This is a genomic window from Janthinobacterium sp. C22, assembly GCF_057919405.1.
Window position 1 is genome coordinate 293,455 of sequence record NZ_CP193659.1, and the last position, 18,600, is coordinate 312,054.

At 65.0% G+C, this 18,600-nt stretch carries 9 protein-coding genes and 1 riboswitch; of the genes, 5 read left to right on the forward strand and 4 right to left on the reverse strand.

The window, feature by feature from the left end; genetic code table 11:
- Nucleotides 1–32: 32 nt before the first annotated feature.
- A complete protein-coding gene (locus tag ACRHIG_RS01315) occupies nt 33–2,426 on the reverse strand; it encodes a M1 family metallopeptidase (RefSeq protein ID WP_489629159.1) in 2,394 nt (797 codons plus the stop codon).
- Between the two features lie 145 nt (nt 2,427–2,571).
- A riboswitch (yybP-ykoY riboswitch) is annotated at nt 2,572–2,741 on the forward strand.
- Nucleotides 2,742–2,762: 21 nt separating this feature from the next.
- Here ACRHIG_RS01315 and ACRHIG_RS01320 point away from each other — a divergent pair.
- Together ACRHIG_RS01320 and ACRHIG_RS01325 are read left to right on the forward strand one after the other, a co-directional pair.
- Nucleotides 2,763–3,338 (forward strand): TMEM165/GDT1 family protein, encoded by a 576-nt coding sequence (locus ACRHIG_RS01320; RefSeq protein ID WP_489629160.1) that lies wholly within the window; start codon nt 2,763–2,765, stop codon nt 3,336–3,338.
- 113 nt (nt 3,339–3,451) lie between these two features.
- Entirely contained in the window at nt 3,452–3,682 is a 231-nt protein-coding gene (locus ACRHIG_RS01325) for a hypothetical protein (protein WP_489629161.1), read from the forward strand.
- Here the strand turns inward: ACRHIG_RS01325 and ACRHIG_RS01330 are convergent.
- Both ACRHIG_RS01330 and ACRHIG_RS01335 read right to left on the reverse strand, forming a co-directional pair.
- Nucleotides 3,668–12,295, reverse strand: a complete 8,628-nt coding sequence (locus ACRHIG_RS01330) for a glycoside hydrolase family 94 protein (RefSeq protein WP_489630724.1) — start codon at nt 12,293–12,295, stop codon at nt 3,668–3,670. The two genes, ACRHIG_RS01325 and ACRHIG_RS01330, sit on opposite strands and share 15 nt — an antisense overlap.
- A 407-nt stretch (nt 12,296–12,702) precedes the next feature.
- Nucleotides 12,703–14,742 carry an aminotransferase class V-fold PLP-dependent enzyme gene (locus ACRHIG_RS01335; RefSeq protein ID WP_489629162.1) on the reverse strand — a complete coding sequence of 680 codons (2,040 nt, stop codon included), beginning with the start codon at nt 14,740–14,742 and terminating at the stop codon, nt 12,703–12,705.
- A gap of 167 nt (nt 14,743–14,909) precedes the next feature.
- Here ACRHIG_RS01335 and ACRHIG_RS01340 point away from each other — a divergent pair, with 167 nt between their 5' ends.
- Nucleotides 14,910–15,407 carry an Lrp/AsnC family transcriptional regulator gene (locus tag ACRHIG_RS01340; RefSeq protein ID WP_475413863.1) on the forward strand — a complete coding sequence of 166 codons (498 nt, stop codon included), beginning with the start codon at nt 14,910–14,912 and terminating at the stop codon, nt 15,405–15,407.
- A gap of 169 nt (nt 15,408–15,576) precedes the next feature.
- Nucleotides 15,577–17,553, forward strand: coding sequence for a methyl-accepting chemotaxis protein (locus tag ACRHIG_RS01345; RefSeq protein ID WP_489629163.1), 1,977 nt, complete (start codon nt 15,577–15,579; stop codon nt 17,551–17,553).
- A 17-nt stretch (nt 17,554–17,570) separates the two neighbouring features.
- On the opposite strand, the gene ACRHIG_RS01350 is transcribed toward ACRHIG_RS01345, so the two are convergent.
- A complete protein-coding gene (locus ACRHIG_RS01350) occupies nt 17,571–18,083 on the reverse strand; it encodes a thioredoxin family protein (protein WP_489629164.1) in 513 nt (170 codons plus the stop codon).
- Nucleotides 18,084–18,242: 159 nt separating this feature from the next.
- Between ACRHIG_RS01350 and ACRHIG_RS01355 the strand changes: the two genes are divergently transcribed.
- Complete coding sequence (locus tag ACRHIG_RS01355; RefSeq protein WP_489629165.1) at nt 18,243–18,539, forward strand: DUF3349 domain-containing protein; 297 nt, start codon at nt 18,243–18,245, stop codon at nt 18,537–18,539.
- Nucleotides 18,540–18,600 lie beyond the last annotated feature (61 nt).

An 18,600-nucleotide genomic window follows, 5' to 3' on the forward strand; every position in this document is an offset into this window, starting at 1 on the left:
AAAAAAGCGCCGGACTGGCCGGCGCTGTTTCCCTATTTTTCTTCTGCCCTGGCTTGCGGCTTGGCCTCGGGCGCCTTCAGCGGCACATTAAAATCCTTCATCAGGTTATGCTTGTCCCGGTCCTGCTTGAACAGCTCCAGGCGCGACGGCGTGATCTTTCGCGGCCAGCTATTGTTGCTGGTGTCGATGTCGGCCGTCTCCCAGTACGGGTCCTGCACCAGGCCCACCATCGGCTCGTCCGTGATGATCACCTTGCTGATCTTGTGCGGCGCGTAGCGCCACACTTCGGCCGGCACGCGCTCGATGATTTTCTTGCCGCTTTTCAGTTCGATTTCCAGGATCAGCGGCATCACCAGGCCGCCGAGATTCGAAAAGTCGACCAGGTACAGATGCTTGCCCATGTTACGCTGTTCCAGCAGCTTTTTCTCCCACGGCTCCAGCGTTTCCTGCTCTTCCGCATAGCTGTTGCGGTCCTTGTTGGTGACCGTGAATTCATCGTGCCGGTTATAGAAATCCTTCAGCGCCGGATCGGCATCCACCTTCTTCGGCAGCGCCTTGTTGCGCTGGTCCGAGATCGAGATGGGCTGCGCCGCCTTCTGCGCCTTCTTCCACGCCTTTTCCGTTTCCGGATTCTTCGTGCTCACGCCATATTCGCTGATGCCGTCGATGCTGATGTCGACGGCGTCGGTGGTATAGAACCAGCCGCGCCAGAACCAGTCCAGGTCCGTGCCGGAAGCGTCTTCCATGGTGCGGAAAAAGTCGGCCGGCGTCGGGCGCTTGAACTTCCAGCGCAAGGCGTACTGCTTGAAGGCGAAGTCGAACAGTTCGCGCCCGAGGATGGTTTCGCGCAGGATGTTGAGGGCCGTGGCCGGCTTGTCGTAGGCGTTCGCCGTGAACTGCAGCAAGGACTCGGAATTGGTCATGATGGGCACCTGGTTCTGGCTGCGCATGTAATCGACGATCTTGCGCGGCTCGCCATTCCAGGACGGGAAATGCTCTTCCCACGCCTGCTCGGCCAGGTACTGCAGGAAGGAATTGAGACCCTCGTCCATCCACGTCCACTGGCGCTCGTCCGAGTTGACGATCATGGGAAAATAATTGTGGCCCACCTCGTGGATGATCACGCCGATCAGGTCATATTTGGCCGTCTTCGAATACGTGAGTTCCCCCGTCTTCTTGTCCTTCACGGGACGCCCGCCATTGAACGCAATCATCGGATACTCCATGCCGCCCACGGCGCCGTTGACGGAGATCGCGTTCGGATACGGATAGTCGAAACTGTACTTGTTGTACTGCTCGATCGCGTGCACGACGGCGCGCGTGCTGTACTGCTGCCACAGCGGATTGCCCTCGTTCGGATAGTAGGACATGGCCATCACGCGCTTGCCGCCGCTGTCCAAACCCTGCGCATCCCAGATGAACTTGCGGCTCGAGGCCCATGCCATGTCGCGCACATTGGCCGCCTTGAAATGCCAGGTCTTCATCCCCGCCGGCTTGCCCTTTTCCGCCGCCAGCGCCTCGGCGGGCGTGATCACCAGCAGCGGCGTCGCGCTGTTTTTCGCCCGTGCCAGGCGCTCGCGCTGCGCCGCGCTCAGGACGCCAGCAGGGTTTTGCAGCTCGCCCGTGGCGGCCACCACGTGGTCGGCCGGCACGGTCAGGTACAGCTCGTAGTCGCCAAACTCCAGCGTGAATTCGCCGGAACCGAGGAACTGCTTGTGCTGCCAGCCGGTGACGTCGTAATACGCGGCCATGCGCGGAAACCACTGCGCGATCTGGAAAATCGCGTTCTTGTCGTCCTCAAAATACTCGTAGCCGGAGCGCTCGACGAGCACCTTCTGGTCATTGATCCGGTACGACCAGTCGATGTTGAACGTGACGCTCTGGCCGGGCGCCAGCGCCACCGGCAAATCGATGCGCAGCATGGTCTGGTTGACCACATACGGCAGCGGCTTGCCGCTGGCCGCTTTCACGGCGGTGAGCTTGAAGCCGCCGTCAAACTCGCGCCCCGCATGGATGGCGCGCAAGTCCTCGAATTTCAGCGCTTCGTCTTCGTTGCCGCTCAGCCAGGCCTGGCGCGACGGCGCGCTCAGGACGCGGCGCTGGTCGGCATCCTGGCGCAAACCATTCTGGTCCAGCTGCAGCCACAGATACGCAAGGCTGTCGGGCGAACGGTTGTGATAGGTGATCTGCTCGCTGGCCGTGATGGCGCGGCGCGCTTCATCGAGCGTGGCGCGGATCACGTAATCGGCGCGCTGCTGCCAGTAGGCGTGGCCGGGCGCGCCGGACGCCGTGCGGTAGCTGTTCGGCGTGGGCAGCAGTTCTTCCAGTTGGCGGAACTTGTCGTCGAAGGGCGCGGCGGCGCACAGGCCGGACAAGGGGGCAAGCAAGGTCAAACACAGGGCAAGCAAGCGGACAAGGACCGGCATGGCGCATTCCATCTGGGAGTCGTGGACAGAACTGCATTCTAAGTCGAGTCTGTTTGCAATCGATCATTGTTGTGCAAGTCCCACACGCAGCACGGCGCCGGCGGCCGGCGGCACTGGCGCAGAAACAGGCATAGGCGTATGATGCGCCTCGAACATTGGGGAGTAGTCGTCCCGCGGTCCTGCCGCGGGAACCTGTATCAACATGATTGGCCCGCAGGCCATGGTGCAGGTGGTTGCAGAACTTGACGAGACCATTGATCCAGGGCGGCCGCATGGGCCGGAGTCGCCCGTGGATCATTGGTTAATTCGTCCGGCCCGCGTACCTCTTGCACTCTCATGGAAGCATTCCTCATCTCCACCGGCATCGTCGGTCTCGCTGAAATCGGCGACAAAACCCAACTGCTGGCCTTTCTGCTGGCCGCCAAATTCCGCAAGCCTTTGCCCATCGTGCTGGCCATCTTCGTCGCCACCGTCGCCAACCACGCGTTCGCCGCCGCCGTCGGCGCCTGGATCACCAGCATGCTGGGGCCCGACGCGCTGCGCTGGGGGCTGGGCGTATCGTTCCTGGCCATGGCCGCCTGGACCCTGATCCCCGACAAGCTCGATGAAGATGAGACGAAACTGGCCAGGTACGGCGTCTTCCTGACCACCCTGATCGCCTTCTTCATGGCGGAAATGGGAGACAAGACGCAGGTGGCCACGGTGGCGCTGGCGGCGCGCTACCACGATATCGTTTCCGTCGTGCTGGGCACCACCTTCGGCATGATGCTGGCCAACGTGCCCGCCGTCTACCTGGGCGACAGGATCGCCAACCGCGTCCCGCTGCGCCTCGTGCATGGCATCGCGGCCCTGATCTTTGCCGTGCTGGGCGTGGCCACCCTGCTGGGTGCGGGCGCGGTTCTGGGATTTTGAGACAGTCCTGGATAATTTCCTATTTACAATATTCATGCTCATAATTACAATGTCGGCAACATGAATACCGGCGCGCCGATCCCGAATGGTCAGCGCGCTTTCTTGAGGAAAGTATGCAGTTGAACAGAAAAGCGGCGGCGCTGTGCCTGGCCGCTTGCGCCAGCCACCTCCCCGCCGCCATAGCGGCACCCTTGCACCGCCACCAGACGGCAACGCCTTCCGCGCCCGAAGTACGCACGCGCGATCTGCTGCTGTTCGGCGCCGGCCTGGTCCTGCTGGCGGGCAGGCGCCGTCCCGGGCAAGAGAAGTGGCAAGACACGACGACGCGACTACAGCAGCAGTAGCACCGCATACTCGCGGCTCTCGTCGCGCAGGGCGATGCTGTTGCCGTCCTGCGCCACGCCATCGAGCGACAACCCCGCAGGCCGTCCCTGCGCCGGCTCCACCGTGATGGCATAGCTGCTGGCGCCGAAGCGGTAATGCAGCTTGAAGCCGTCCCATTCGGCCGGCATGGTCGGCGCCAGACGCAGCACGTTCGCTTCGCGCGTCAAGCCGAGCAGGGATTCGACGATCAGGCGGTATAGCCAGCCCGACGATCCCGTGTACCAGCTCCAGCCGCCGCGTCCCACGTGCGGCGCCACGGCATACACGTCGGCCGTCACCACGTACGGCTCCACCTTGTAGCGCGCCACCGCCTGCGCGTCAACGCCATGACGCACGGGATTGATCATGCGCAGCAGCTCCCACGCCTTTTCGCCATCGCCCATGCGGGCAAACGCCATCGCCGTCCAGATGGCCGCATGCGTGTACTGGCCGCCGTTTTCGCGCACGCCCGGCACATAGCCGCGGATGTAGCCGGGATTGAGATCGGCCTTGTCGAACGGCGGGTCGAGCAGCTGGATCACGCCGGAGTCCCGGCGCACGAGGCGCGCATCGACCTGGCGCATGGCGCCGGCGACCCGCTCCTTGTTGGCGGCGCCCGACAGCACGCCCCAGCTTTGCGAAATCGAATCGATCTGGCATTCCTCGTTCGTGTGCGAGCCCAGTGGCGTGCCGTCGTCGAAATACGCGCGCCGGTACCACTCGCCATCCCACGCGTGTTCCTCGACGTTGGCCGCCAGTTTCACGGCTTCGTCGCGGCAGCACTGGGCGAACGCAGCATCGCCGCGCAGCATGGCCACTTCGGCGAAACGCTGCAGCACTTCGTACAGGAAGAAGGCCAGCCACACGCTCTCGCCCTTGCCGTGTTCGCCCACCTTGTCCATGCCGTCGTTCCAGTCGCAGGAACCGATCAGCGGCAAGCCGTGCACGCCCAGGCGCAAGCCATGGCGGATGGCGCGCACGCAGTGTTCATACAGGTCGGCCGACTCGCCCGAACGCACCGGCAAGTCATAGTAGGAATCCTCTTCCGGCTTGACGGCCCGCCCCTCGATGAAGGGCGCCACTTCCGACAGCACGTTGACGTCGCCCGTGGCGATCACATAGCGGCAGGCGGCCAGCGGCAGCCACAGATAATCGTCGGAGCAGTGCGTGCGCACGCCCCGGTCCGACGGCGGATGCCACCAGTGCTGCACGTCGCCTTCGACAAACTGGTGCGCCGCGCACAGCAGCAGGTGCTTGCGCAGCAGCTGCGGCGCCGTGTGGATCATCGCCATCGCGTCCTGCAACTGGTCGCGGAAACCGTAGGCGCCGCCCGACTGGTAATAGCCGCTGCGCGCCCACAGACGGCAGGCGATGGTCTGGTACATCAGCCAGCCATTGGCGATCACGTCGAGCGACGGGTCTGGCGTCTCGATGCGCACGGCGCCCAGGGTGCTTTCCCAGTGCGCGCGTACCGCGTCGAGCGCCATGCGGGCCGCTTCCTTGCCCGCATGGCGCTGCACCATGGTGCTGGCGTCGGCATTGCGGCGCCCGCCCACGCCGAGCAGGAAGACGATTTCGCGCTCCTGTCCCGGCTGCAGTTCGAACGGCACCTGGATGGCGGCACACTGGTCCAGCCCCGTGCCCGCCTTGCCGGAAAGGCGCACGCGGCGCAGCGCCGCCGGCTGCGCCAAGCTGCCGTTGCGGCCGATGAATTCATTGCGGTCGCAGGTGATGGAACGGATGCTGGCGTCCGTATTGAAAAAGCCGACGCGGCCGGAAAACTCCGTGTTGTAGTTATTGCGCGCAAACAGCGCGCCGCTGATCGTATCGACTTCGGTGGCCACATGCATGCCGGACTTGGCGCGCAGGTCCGCCATCACCCATTCCACGTAACCGGTGACGGACAGGCGGCGCGGCACGCCGCTGTCGTTGCGCACCTTGATGACCGAGTATTTGACGGCCGCATCGAGCGCCACATAGGTGCACAGCTCGGTGGCGATGCCGCCCTCGCTGTGCTCAAAAATGCTGTAGCCGAAACCGTGGCGCGTCACGTAGTCGCCGCTGCCGCGCGCGGGCAGGGACGAGGGCGACCAGAACTGGCCGGTCTGCTCGTCGCGCACATAAAACGCTTCGCCGGACAGGTCGGACACGGGGTCGTTCTGCCATGGCGTGAGGCGGAATTCATGCGCATTCTCGCTCCACGTGTACGCCTGGCCGGCTTCCGACACCACCGTGCCGAATTGCGCATTGGCCAGCACGTTCGACCACGGTGCCGGCGTCTGCTTGCCTTCCGCCGTGGTGATCACGTATTCGCGCCCATCGGGCGTGAAACCGCCCAGGCCATTTTCCAGGATCAGCTCGCGCTGCGGCGCCCGGTACGGCACGCCGCCATGCTCGCGCGCAGGGTCCTGCAGCAGCGGCGGCATGCGCAGCACGGGGCTAGGCGGGCGCTTGACCTGCTCGGCCAGGGTGCCGCGCAAGTCGCTGATGATGGCGCGCGCCACCGATTGCAGCAAGATGCGGTCTTCGTTGGCGATCTGCTCGGCCAGGCGCACGAAGATGCCGCCCGGGCGGTCGATCGCCTGCGCATCGATGCCCGAGGCGATCAAGCCCATGATCTGGTCGTGCAGCAGCTGGCGGTAGCCCGACTGCTCTTCGTACCAGATCACCAGGTCGACGATCAATCCTTTCAGGCGCCAGTAGGCATGCGCCTGCACCATCTGGCGCGCCAGTTCGATATTGGCCGCGTCACGTATCTGCAGCAGCACGATGGGCAGGTCGCCGGAAATGGCATACGCCCACAGGCCGGACTGGCCGCGCTGGTTCTTGATCAGGATGCTCGCTTCGGCGCGCAAAGCCGCATTCGGATAGATCACGGCGTTGGCCAGGCGCGCATACAGCTGCGCGTCCGCTTCGCTGGCGTTCAACTGGCGCAGCACCACCTGGCTGTGCGTCCAGGCCAGTTCGAAGACGCGGTCGGCCAGATGGCGGTCCTGGTATTTGTCGATCAGGTGCAGCGCCGCATCGCGCTGCTCCACCATGCCGGTGACGCTGTCGACGGTGACGGCCTGGTCGGGTTCGAGCGTGATGACGTAGCGGATGGCCACGATGGGGTCGAGCACGGAACCCTGGCCGCCGCTGAGCGGCCCGCTCTCCTGCAGCGCCTGCGGCAGCTGCGCCGTGTTGCCGCGGCCGATGAAGCGCGCGCGGTCCGTCTCGAACGATACCTCGTAGCGCTCGATATCGTGCACGGTCATCACATGCAGCAGCCACGGCATCTGCTCATCCTTCGAGCGGGGCCGGCGCGTGCACAGGATCGCCTTTTCATGCGCGAGGATTTCCGTCTGCACGAACAGCTTGCTGAACGCCGGGTGGGCCGCGTCGGCCGCCGCCGGCGCCATCACCACTTCGGCAAAACTGGTGATCTCGATGCGCCGCTGACGGTTCGAATTATTGCTGATGCGGGTGCGGCGGATTTCGATGTCGTCCTCGGGCGAGACGACGATTTCCGTGTACAGGTCGAGGCCATGGTCGGCGCGGCGGAACTCCGCCCGCCCCTCGGAGAAAATCACCTCGTATTTCTTCGGTTCGGCCAGGGTCGGCTGGTACATGGTGGACCAGACTTCACCGTCGTCGAGGTCGCGCAGGTAGCAGAAATTGCCCCAGTTGTCGCGCGTGCTGTCTTCGCGCCAGCGCGTCACGGACAGGTCTTTCCAGCGGCTGTAGCTGCCGCCCGCATTGCTCACCATGACGTGGTAGCGGCCATTCGACAGCAGCTGCGTTTCCGGCACGGCACTGTTGGCCTGCGTGAGGATGCGCATCGGCATGGCCTGCTCCGGCGCGCCGCTGCGCAGCACCGCCAGTTCGGCCGTGTTCGAGTAAAACGCGCCGGCCTGCGGCGTGCGTTCCTGCAGCACCAGCAAGGCCGATTGCAGCAGCGGATCGGACTCGAAACGGCGCTGCATCGGGCGGTCGTGCAGCAGGTAGCTGAGGGCCAGAAAACCCATGCCCTGGTGGTGCACCATGAAGGAGCGGATGACGGCGCTGCCCTGCCCGCGCGGCAGGCGCGCGGTGGTGAAATCGATGGCCTCAAAAAAGCCGTAGCGGCCCATGTAGCCGGCCGCCTGCATGCGCTGCAGGTTCTGGCACGACGCTTCCGGCTGCACCATCAAGCCCATCATGCTGGCATACGGCGCCACCACCAGATCGTCGGCCAGGCCACGCTTCAGACCCAGGCCCGGCACGCCGAAGGCGCGGTACTGGTAATTCAGGCTGGCGTCGACCGTGTTGTAGCCGGATTCGGAAATCCCCCACGGCACGTCGCGCTGGCGGCCATAGTCGATCTGCGCCTCGATGACGGAGTGGTAGGTCTGGTCGAGCAGGGTGTTCGGGTAGTTCGGCATCACCAGGAGCGGCATCAGGTACTCGAACATCGAACCGCTCCACGACAGCAGCACGGGCTGGCCGGCCACCATGCACAGCTGGCGGCCCAGGGCGAACCAGTGCTCCTGCGGCAGCTGCCCCTGGGCGATGGCGATGAAGCTGGCCAGACGCACTTCGGAGGCCAATAAATCGTAGTAGCTGGGATCCAGGCGCCGTTCGCTGACGTTGTAGCCGATGGCCAGCAGCTTGGTCGACGGGTTGTACAGGAAGCCGTATTCGATCTGCGCGAAGTCGCGCGCCTGGCCCGCCGCGTGGGCGATGTCGCGCATGTGGCGACCCGCCTGTTCGCGGCCCTGCGCCAGCAAGGCGGCCAGCTCGGCAGGCGTGTCTTGCGGCGCTTCCAGGTTGGCCAGTTCGCGCAGGGTCGGCACGCGCAGCCATGCAGGATCGACACCCGCCTGCGCCGCCCACGGCGCCAGTTGCAGCAGCTCGGCCAGCGCCGCGCGGCACTGGCGCGCCAGCGCGCCCGTCCACATGGACAATTCGCCATCCTCGCTGTGCAGGGTCAGCGACAGCAACGCCTCGGCCGCGCCGTTCGCGGCACTCAGGTAGGCATGCCATTCGGCCAGGGTGGCGGGCGCGGCGGGCGCCTGCAGCAGGCCCATGCTCTCGCGCATGGCCTTGCCCTCGCCTTCGGCGGCGATGAATTCCTGCAGCACCTGCGCCGTCGTGCGGATGCCCTGCGCCACCTGCGCGCCGATGATGGGGGCGTCGTACAGTTCCACCAGTCCCGGCTGCAAGGTCAGCAGATGGCCGGCCAGGTTGCCGCTGTCGACCGTCGAGATATACATCGGCTGCAACGCCTTGAGCGTTTGCGTGTCGTACCAGTTATAGAAATGGCCCTGGAAGCGCTCCAGCTCGCCCATGCTGTGCAAGGTGGCGCGGCTGCGCTCGATCAACTGGCCCAGGGTCACATAGCCGAAATCGTAGGCCGTCAGATTGGCCAGCAGCGCCAGGCCGATATTCGTCGGCGAGGTGCGGTGCGCCACCACCAGGTTCGGATGCTCCTGCATGTTATCGGGCGGCAACCAGTGGTCGTCCGGCCCGACGAAGGTATCGAAATACGCCCAGGTCTTGCGCGCCACGCCATGCAGGAAACGTCCCTGCTCGGCAGACAGGCGCGCCACGGCCCGCTCGATGGGACGGCTGATCCACCAGGCGATGGCGGGCGCGGCCAGCCACAGCAGCAGCACCACGGCGGCGGCGGGCAAGGCGGCCGGGCGCCAGTACAGCAAGGCGCCGAAGGTGGCCAGCGCCAGCGCGGGCGAGCACCACATGGCGCGCCAGCTGTCGGCTTGACTGCCGGAAGAGCTGTGCAGGTTCGAGGCGCGCCAGTCGAGCAAGTGCTTGTGCGACACGCCCAGGCGCCACAGCGTGCGTGCGATGGCGTCCAGGCTGATCCACGCTTCGTACGGCAGGAAGACGAGGGTCAGCATGGCGTGCGAAAACTGCACGCCGCAGCGCCGCTCGAAGGCCGCCAGATGCTGGCGCCACAGGGTGTCGCGCGGCTTGCGCAGCAGATCGTACAGGGCCGAAAAGACGGGCGGCAGGAAGATGATGGCCAGTACGGCCGCGCTCCAGAAGGCCACGTGCGGCAGGAAGCCCCACACCAGCAACAGGGACACGGTGGTGGCCGGCGCCACGACGCTGCGGCGCAGGTTGTCGAACAGCTTCCAGCGCGACAGCATCGACAAAGGATTGCGTTCGCGCTTGCCGGCGCGGCCCGGCACCCGGCCCAGCAGCCAGCCGATCAGCTGCCAGTCGCCGCGGATCCAGCGCTGGCGGCGGCTGACGTCGGCGTCGTAGCGGGCCGGATATTCTTCATACAGCTGCGAGTCGCTGAGCAGGCCGGCGCGCAGGTAGCAGCCTTCCAGCAGGTCGTGGCTGAGGATTTTATTGTCGGGCAGGCGCTGGCCCAGCACGCGCTCGAACATGTCGAGGTCATAGATGCCCTTGCCGATGAACGAGCCTTCATAAAACACGTCCTGATACAGGTCGGAGACGGTGCGCGTGTACGGGTCGATGCCCGGTTCGCCGCCGCACAGCAGCTCGTAGCGCGACGCGTTCGCGCTGGGCAGGGCCACGGCCACGCGCGGCTGCAGGATGCCGTAGCCGGCCACCACGCGCGTGCCGGCCGCGTCCAGCACGGGACGGTTCAGCGGATGCATCATGGTGGCGATGAATTCGCGCGCCGCGTCGCGCGGCAGCTGCGTATCGGTGTCGAGCGTGATCACGTATTTGATCGTGCGCAGGCCGCGCAACTCGCCTTCCACCAGCGAGAATCTGTCGCGCGCGCCGCCGCGCAAAAACGCGTGCAGGTCGGACAATTTGCCGCGCTTGCGCTCCTGCCCCATCCACGCATTCTGCTGCGAATTCCACAGGCGCGGACGGTGCAGCAGCAGGAACGGCCCCACATGGCCCAGCTCTTCCGGGTCGGCCGGGTCGCCGTTGTCCTTGAACTCGGCGCCCTCCACGCGGTATTTCTCGTTCAGGCCACGGATGGTCTCCTGCGCCTGGCGCAGCAGGGCTTCGTCGCCGGGCATCGTTTGCGCGGACGCATCGACAAAGTCCGTCAGCAGGCAGAAACGCAGGTTCGGGTCGCGGTTGGCGAGATAGCGCACTTCCAGCGCCTCGCACAGGGCCGCCACGTTATCCTCGCTGTAGATCAGGGTCGGCACCACGACGATGCCGCGCGCATCGGACGGAATGCCGGCCTGGTAATCCATGCGCGGCAGCGGATGCGGCGACGTCATCAAGGTTGCCAGCCAGTTCACCACGGCCACGGCCAGCTGGCTGCTGCCCAGCAGCGCCAGCGCGCCCAGCGCCGCCAGGGGCCAGCCCTGCACGCCATGGCGCACGGCGCGCTCGAGCAGCAAGGCGCTCGTCGCCAGGGTCAGGAACGAGATCGCCCCCAGATAGACGGCCAGCGGCGCGGCGCGCGCCGTATGCTGCAGCGCCTCGATGAAGGGCAGCCTGGCGCCAGCCTGCTTTTCCAATACCAGCACGCCGCGCCCGACCAGGTAAAAGCCGATATGGCCGCGGCGCGCGTCATTGCCGTTGCCGTGCGTGTGCGCCAGCTGCACCACCATTTCGGCCACTTCCACTTCGCTGCGCGCGCTGCGCCTGGCGATGCGTTCGATGGCGTGGCGGTAGCTGTCGCGCGTGGCGAAATCCATCAAGCCATACGTGCCGGCCGGGTCCAGGCGCAGGGTCTGCTCGACCACGCTCATCGTCTCGACGAACTCCTGCCAATCCATGGTGCCGAGAAAACGCAGGCTGCCGATGCTGTTGGCGATCGAGACCTGGTCGGCCGCCTGCTGTCCGATTTCGGACTGGATCTGCTGCTCGATGGTGAGGCCCGACTCGGCCAGCTTGTGCGTCAGCCACGACAGCGCCAGGGTCAGCGAGGAACTCTGTCCCTGCAGGCGGCGCGACAATTCGGCCACGAAGGCGCTGGTCATCGGCGGATTCGAACGGGCCATGTCGGCCACCAGCAGGATCAAGCCGCTGGGATTGCGCTCGGCGATCTCCGTCATCTGGTCGGCCCAGGTATTGGCCAGGTCCCGCTGCATGCGGTCGTCGGCCACGCGCGCGGCGACGCGGCGCAGGTTTTCGATCAGGGCCAGGCGCAGCATGATGGGCACGGCCCACAGTTCACCCAGGGTCAAGGTGGCCACGTCCTGGTACGCCTCGACGAAGTGGCACAGGTTTTCCAGGTCGACGCGGCCATCGCCGTGCGAGATGATTTCCAGCGCGATTTTATACACGCGCGGGCAGCCCGCATCCACGCCGGAACTCAGCCGTGGCAACTCCTTGCTGTAGTTCTTCGGCAAGTGGCGCCGCGTGGTGCGGATCTGCTCTTCGATCAGGTAAAAATTATCCAGCAGCCATTCCGAGGCGGGCGTGACCTGGCGCCCGCTTTTGACGGTCGCCGTCAGCTCATTGACGGTGGCCGTGATCAGGGCCGCATTGTCGGCCAGGCGCGCCAGCAGGCGGTCGCGGCCATGATGCCTGCCCACCGCATGACCGGCGGCCACGTGCTTGCCGTGGGCGGCCATCTGCATGGCGCTGAATAATTCCGAACGCAGGGGCAAGGCATCGTCGCGCGCGGCGTCGAAGGAGTCCGGTGCAAGGGAATGGTCGCGGAAGATTTCTTTGACTTTGGAAACCTGTTCCTTGATCTGCTGCGTGACAACTGCTGTGTACTCTTTCAACTTGGGCCTCGCTAGGTGCGCGCAGGCAACCAGCGGCCACCGTCATGCGGGCCCAGTCTGGAAGAACACGATCGGACACTGGCGAAGACGGAAAGCGAAGCGCCGGAGCGTTGCGACGAATCTCAGGGTATAGGGAGATTTTCTGAACTTCATCGTAGGGGTGCCCTGTGCGCAAGACCGTGCGCTAGCGTACATACTCGACGCATTGGGGAGGTTTCAGTACAGAAATCAGCGCCTTGAATGGCAGAAAGATGCCGACAGGAAATGAATGAAAGAAAAGGCGCGGCGCGCACCGTGCCGATGATGGCACGGTGCAATATTTCATGGAAGAAAGTTCAAGAAGTTCAGGCCGCAATCGCCAGCGGATGGCGCGTCGCCTCCGCCATCGCCATGCCGCCGTTGAGTTGCCACGCCGCGCCGTGGCCGAGGCGGCGCAGGCAGGCGGCGGCGCGTGCGCTGCGGTTGCCGCTGCGGCAGAAAAACACCAGCGGGCGCTGCGGCTGCTGCAGCCAGGCGGCCACCTGCCCCGCCAAGCGGCTCAGCGGTACGCTGCGCACCGCGCAGCCCTCGAAGACCGTGCCGGCGCACGCCGCGTGTTCATACGCCTCGCGCACGTCGACGAGGATGGCGTCGGGATGCTGGCGCAGGAAGGCGGGCAAGGCGGCCGCGTCAAGCTGCAGTGCGCTGGCGGCGGCCTCGCCTTCGCGTGCGGTGCCCACGGTGCCGCAGATGCCGCCGTCGTCGCCTGACGCGCACAGCACCGTGTCTTGCGTCAGCAGCGCCGCATCCAGCAAGGGCGTCAACGCCTCGGGCGCCAGGGTGCCGATGAAGGCGAAATGCTGCCCCAGCAGGTACACATGGGTGTCGCCGCACTCGATGCGGCGCAGGCGTTGCTGGCCCAGCGCCAGCTCACCGTCGATATCGACGTGACCGACTTGTTCGATCTCGAGTTCCTGCAGCAGCGACAGGCGCGCGGCGCCATGGTCCAATGGCGCCGCCGTGTGCACGATGGCGCGCAGGGCCAGGTGCTGGCAGCGGATGAAGGCGGCCAGGCGCGGCACGAGCGCGGCGGCGGGATCGATGACGACGCAACTGGCGCTGGCGGCATCGCTGATCAGCCAGGTGCACTGGCCATCGACGCTCAGCTGGATTATGCCGTCCTGCGCGCCGTCCTGCGGCGATGGCGCCAGCGCCGACGGCAGCAGGCAGCTGCTGCGCAGCGCTGCGCCGCAACGCTCGATGCGCGCGCAGGCGGCGCTAACCGTCGCCGCATCGATCAGGGGGCCGAACGACAGGCGAATGGCCGAGCTGGCACGCCATTGCGGCACGTGCATGGCTTCCAGCACATAACTGGGCAGCGCCTTGGCCGCGGAACACGCGCTGCCCGAGCTGACGCGCACGCGCGCCGCGTCGAACAGGTCCAGCAGCTCTTTCGAGGACAGGCCCGGCACGGAAAAATTGAGCGTCGTCGGCAAGGACAGATCGAACGGCATATTGAACACGATGCCGGGAAAAGCGCGTTCCAGGCTGGCCACCAGCTGCTCGCGGAAAGCGGCCAGGTCGGCGTGGCTGCGGAAGGTCTTGCCATCGTCGAGCGCGGCCAGCACGGCACCCAGCGCGGCGATGCCGGCCATGTTTTCCGTGCCCGAGCGCAGGCCCGCTTCCTGGCCGCCGCCCATCATCAAGGGCGTAAACGGGGCGCCGGCGCGCACATACAGCATGCCGATGCCCTTGGGCGCATACAGCTTGTGGCCGGAAAACGGCGCGTAGTCGATGCGCGTGGCGGCCAGGTTCAGTTTCAGCTTGCCCAGCGCCTGCACGCAATCGACCATCCAGTAAGCGTCGGCACCGCGTTCCTGCAGCAGCTGGGCAATGGCGGACAAATCGCTGACGACACCGGTTTCATTATTCGCCGCCATCGTGCACAGCATGGCCGCCTCGCCGATCAGCGCATCGAGCGCCTGCAGATCGTGGCGCCCCTGCGCATCGACGGGCAGCTTGCGCACGTCCAGGTTCAGGCCCAGTAACCGGTTCCAGTGCGCCAGGCTCTCCGGCACGGCCTTGTGCTCAGTCGCGCCATACAGCAGCAGGCTGCCGATGCGCTTGCCCGCGTCGCGCCGTTCGCGCAGCGCGCACAGGGCCGACAGCACGGCCGTCTGGATGCCCTCGGTGGCGCCGCTGTTGAACATCAATCGGCCGTCGCCCACGCCCAGCAAGCCGCCGGCGCGCCGGCGCACGCCATCCATCATAGCCTTGGCCTGCAAACCCGTGGCATGGGTGCTGCTGGGGTTGCCATAGCCCTGCTCCATCGCTTGCCGGGCGGCGGCAACGGCGGCGGGCAGCACGCAAGTGGTGGCATTGCTGTCGAGGTAGATTTCTTTCATGATGGCAGTCCGAATATTCTATAAAAAAGGCGCAGTTAAAAAGGCGCAGCGCAAGCGGCTGGGACATCTCGATAGTCTACCGGCCTGCCCCCGTGAAGATATGCCAAAAGACACTGCAAACACGATACTATGTAGCATGTTCATGCCATAAAAACCGGAATAATAAAATGAATTCACCAAACGTCTCGCTCGACAAATTCGACTGCGCCATCCTCGCCGCCCTGCAGCAGGACGGCACCCTGTCGATCGCCGCCCTCAGCGAAAAGATCGGTTTGTCCAGCACGCCATGCTGGAAGCGGGTCAAGCGCCTGGAGGAAGAGGGTTATATCGAAAACCGCGTGGCCATCGTTAACCGGCAAAAGGTGGGATTGCCCGTGACCGTCTTCGTCAGCGTGCGCACGGGACAGCACGATGAAAAATGGTTGCGCCGCTTTGCCGCCGCCGTCATCGTCTTGCCCGAGGTACAGGAATTTCACCGCATGAGCGGCGACATCGACTACCTGCTGAAAGTCGTCACCACCGACATCAAGGGCTACGATACCTTCTATAAAAAGCTCATCAAGGCCGCGCAGCTGACGGGCGTGTCGTCCGCCTTTTCCATGGAACAAATCAAGTGCAGCACGGAATTGCCGCTGGAATTGATCGCCCACGGCTTGCCGGCCTGAGGCGTTTTCCGGCCACGCGGGGCCAATGTGGAAAAACGCGTTGCCGCAACGCAACATTAGTGAACGAAAAGCAGCAATGGTGCGGTGGGACGACAGGCTCGGCCGGTATACTGGCCGCTCGCCTGCCCGCTTTTCTGTCTATTGTGCAGGCCATCCTCCAAGGTCTTCCATGTCTCTGCTGCGCCGCCTCTCCATCCAGAAAAAACTCTTGTTCAGCATGGGCTTGTGCCTGCTGCTCTTCATGGCGATCTCGTCTTTCCTCAGCGTGCGCATGAGCAGCGATTACGTGCGCGAGCGCGTCGTCAGCCAGGAATTGCCAGCACAGGTGGGCGAGATCCGCAACGACGTGCTGCGCCAGATCAGCCAACCCCTGTCCGTGGTACAGACCATGGCCAACGATGTTTATCTGCAAGACTGGGAAGACGCCGGCTTGCCCGACAGCGGTATCGCCACCTTCCAGCGCTACGCCACCGTGGTCAAGGAAAAGAACAAGGCCGCCTCGATCAACTGGGCCTCGGCCAGCACGGGCAAGTATTTCACCACCGAAGGCTTGCTGCGCACCCTGGACAAGAACCAGGCGGCCGACCAGTGGTTCTATGGCTTGCTGGCCGGCGACAAGGCCTATACGCTCGACATCGACAAGGCGGACAATTCCAGCGACCTGATGCTGTACCTGAATGCGCGTGGCCGGACGGCGGGCGGCAAGCAGATCGCGGCCGGGCTCGGACTGTCCATCAATGCGCTGGCCGACACCATCCGCAGCTACAAGATCGGGCAGACGGGCCATGTCTACCTGGCGCGCGCCAATGGCGTGCTGCTGGTGCACCGCGACACGGCCCTGGCCGACGGCAAGCATGCACTCAAAGATCTGCCCGGCTTCAGCGATACGCTGAGCAAGAACCTGCTGACGGGCAACAAATACGCGTACGCCGTCTACGACGCGCCCGCGGGACGCCAGTTCGTCGCCGCTTCCTTCGTGCCGGAACTCAATCTGTATGTGATGGCCGAAGTGCCGCAAGCGGAAGTGCTGGGCAATGTCACGCGATCGGCCCTGATCGCCGCCCTGATCGCCGGCCTGGTCGGTGGCGGCATCGCCCTGGCCATCATTTATGTCATCAGCCGCGCCATTGCCGCCCCTGTGGCGCGGGCAGCGGACATGCTCAGCGAAATCGCCAGCGGGAATGGCGACCTGAGCCGCCGCATGCCCGTCGAATCGGAAGACGAGGTCGGCGCGCTGGCGGCTGCCTTCAACCGCTTCGTCGCGTCGCTGAACGTGACGATACGCGAAGTTCGCGACAGTACCGGGGCGATTGCCAGCGCATCGAGCCAGATCGCGTCGGGCAACCTGGACCTGTCGGCGCGCACGGAAGCCCAGGCATCGAGCCTGGAAGAGACGGCGGCAGCCATGGAAGAACTGACGTCGACCGTGAAACAGAATGCGGACAACGCGCGCCAGGCCAATCAACTGGTGGTGTCGGCCTCGAGCCACGCCGTCAAGGGCGGCGAAGTGGTCGGACAAGTCGTGCAGACGATGGGCGCGATTACGGAAAGTTCGCGCAAGATCGCGGACATTATCGGCGTGATCGACGGCATTGCCTTCCAAACCAATATCCTCGCCCTGAACGCGGCCGTCGAGGCGGCCCGCGCGGGCGAACAGGGCCGCGGCTTTGCCGTGGTGGCAACCGAGGTGCGCAACCTGGCGCAACGCTCAGCGGCTGCAGCCAGGGAAATCAAGGACCTGATCGTCGACTCGGGCAGCAAGGTGGAAGCGGGCAGCAAGCTGGTCGACTCGGCCGGCACCACCATGCAGGACATCGTCGGCTCCGTGCAGAGGGTGGCCGACCTGATGGGAGAGATCGCTTCGGCCAGCCAGGAGCAAAGCCAGGGCATCGCGCAAGTCAATGCCACGGTCACGCAGATGGATGACGCTACCCAGCAAAACGCGGCCCTCGTGGAAGAGGCGGCGGCGGCAGCCCAGTCCCTGCAGGATCAGGCGGGCCGGCTGGCGCAGGTGGTCAGCGTCTTCAAGCTGGAAGAAACGGGGCATGCGGCGCCGCAGCAGCCCCGGCAGCCAGCGCACAAGCCCATGCTGCCCACGCCAGCGCGCCCGAAAGCGCCGGCCAGCGATGCGTGGGAAGAATTTTAGAGAATGTTGGAAGACGCTTAAATCGCCGGCGCTTTCACGCTGGCGGCTTGTTTAAAGAAATCATAGATGCCGCTCTCGCTCATGCGGCGGGCATTCGCCAGTTCGCCGCCCTTGGTGGCGTACAGCACCTGGTTGTTGTCGCTCGATACGAGCACGGCAGCCGGGATGCCTTTCTTGAGCGGATTGCCATAGGCATGCGCCACGTCCAGGTTATGGTCGAAGTTGCCCACGTCGACCTTGACGACCTTGAACTGCTGTTGCATCAACTCGGCATTCTTGCCTTCCTTCAAGGCCTTGTCGAGCGCACGGCAATCCTCGCACCAGTTGGCGCCAAAGATCAGCAAGACAGGCACGTGCGCCGCCTTGGCCTCGGCCAGCGCGCGGGCCACGTCGGCCTTGGCGTCGGCCGCCGCGTTGTACGGCAGATGCGGCGTGGCGACCGGGTTGGCCGGTGTGGGGGCGGCGGCAACGGCGGTACCGGCAAGCAGCAGGCTGGCAAAGAATGGGGCGACGAAACGGGAAAGGCGCATGCAGGACTCCTGAAAGAAATCGTGAAGCCAGCTGAACAGCTGCCAGCGGGCGTGATTGTCTAGAATATGCCTGCTTGTAGGAAATATCCACCATTTAATTGCACTGTGCTTATGCGGAAAACGTATAAGCGCGTATCAGCGCCACCGAGGAGACGCCGCTTGAGCACGCCAGATATATTACCCCCAACGCTGTCCGGCGCCGCGCGCATGTTGCACGGCGCCTATCCCGGCGGCATGCCCGATACGGCATATTTCGCCGTGCTGGCCCTGCTGTACGAACACTTTTCCGACCGCAACCTGGCCGAGCTGATGGCCGCCGTCACGGGCAAAGATGCGGCGGTGGTCCTCAATGACATCTATGCCTGCGCCAGCAGCAAGCCGGCGCCGCCCGCCATCGCAGCCGTCAGGACACTGCTGGCGCGGCACGGCTTGCAGGCCGTCTGCGCCGAGGATTAATGCCCACCGGCAGCGAAATGGAACGCATGGGATAATATGGGGCTCACACTGAGCAACGCGG

What these genes read in the sequence shown, in the direction of transcription:
- ACRHIG_RS01315 (WP_489629159.1), bottom strand. Translation starts at nt 2,426, where the DNA reads ATGCCGGTCCTTGTCCGCTTGCTTGCCCTGTGTTTGACCTTGCTTGCC.
- ACRHIG_RS01320 (WP_489629160.1), top strand. Translation starts at nt 2,763, where the DNA reads ATGGAAGCATTCCTCATCTCCACCGGCATCGTCGGTCTCGCTGAAATC.
- ACRHIG_RS01325 (WP_489629161.1), top strand. Translation starts at nt 3,452, where the DNA reads ATGCAGTTGAACAGAAAAGCGGCGGCGCTGTGCCTGGCCGCTTGCGCC.
- ACRHIG_RS01335 (WP_489629162.1), bottom strand. Translation starts at nt 14,742, where the DNA reads ATGAAAGAAATCTACCTCGACAGCAATGCCACCACTTGCGTGCTGCCC.
- ACRHIG_RS01340 (WP_475413863.1), top strand. Translation starts at nt 14,910, where the DNA reads ATGAATTCACCAAACGTCTCGCTCGACAAATTCGACTGCGCCATCCTC.
- ACRHIG_RS01345 (WP_489629163.1), top strand. Translation starts at nt 15,577, where the DNA reads ATGTCTCTGCTGCGCCGCCTCTCCATCCAGAAAAAACTCTTGTTCAGC.
- ACRHIG_RS01350 (WP_489629164.1), bottom strand. Translation starts at nt 18,083, where the DNA reads ATGCGCCTTTCCCGTTTCGTCGCCCCATTCTTTGCCAGCCTGCTGCTT.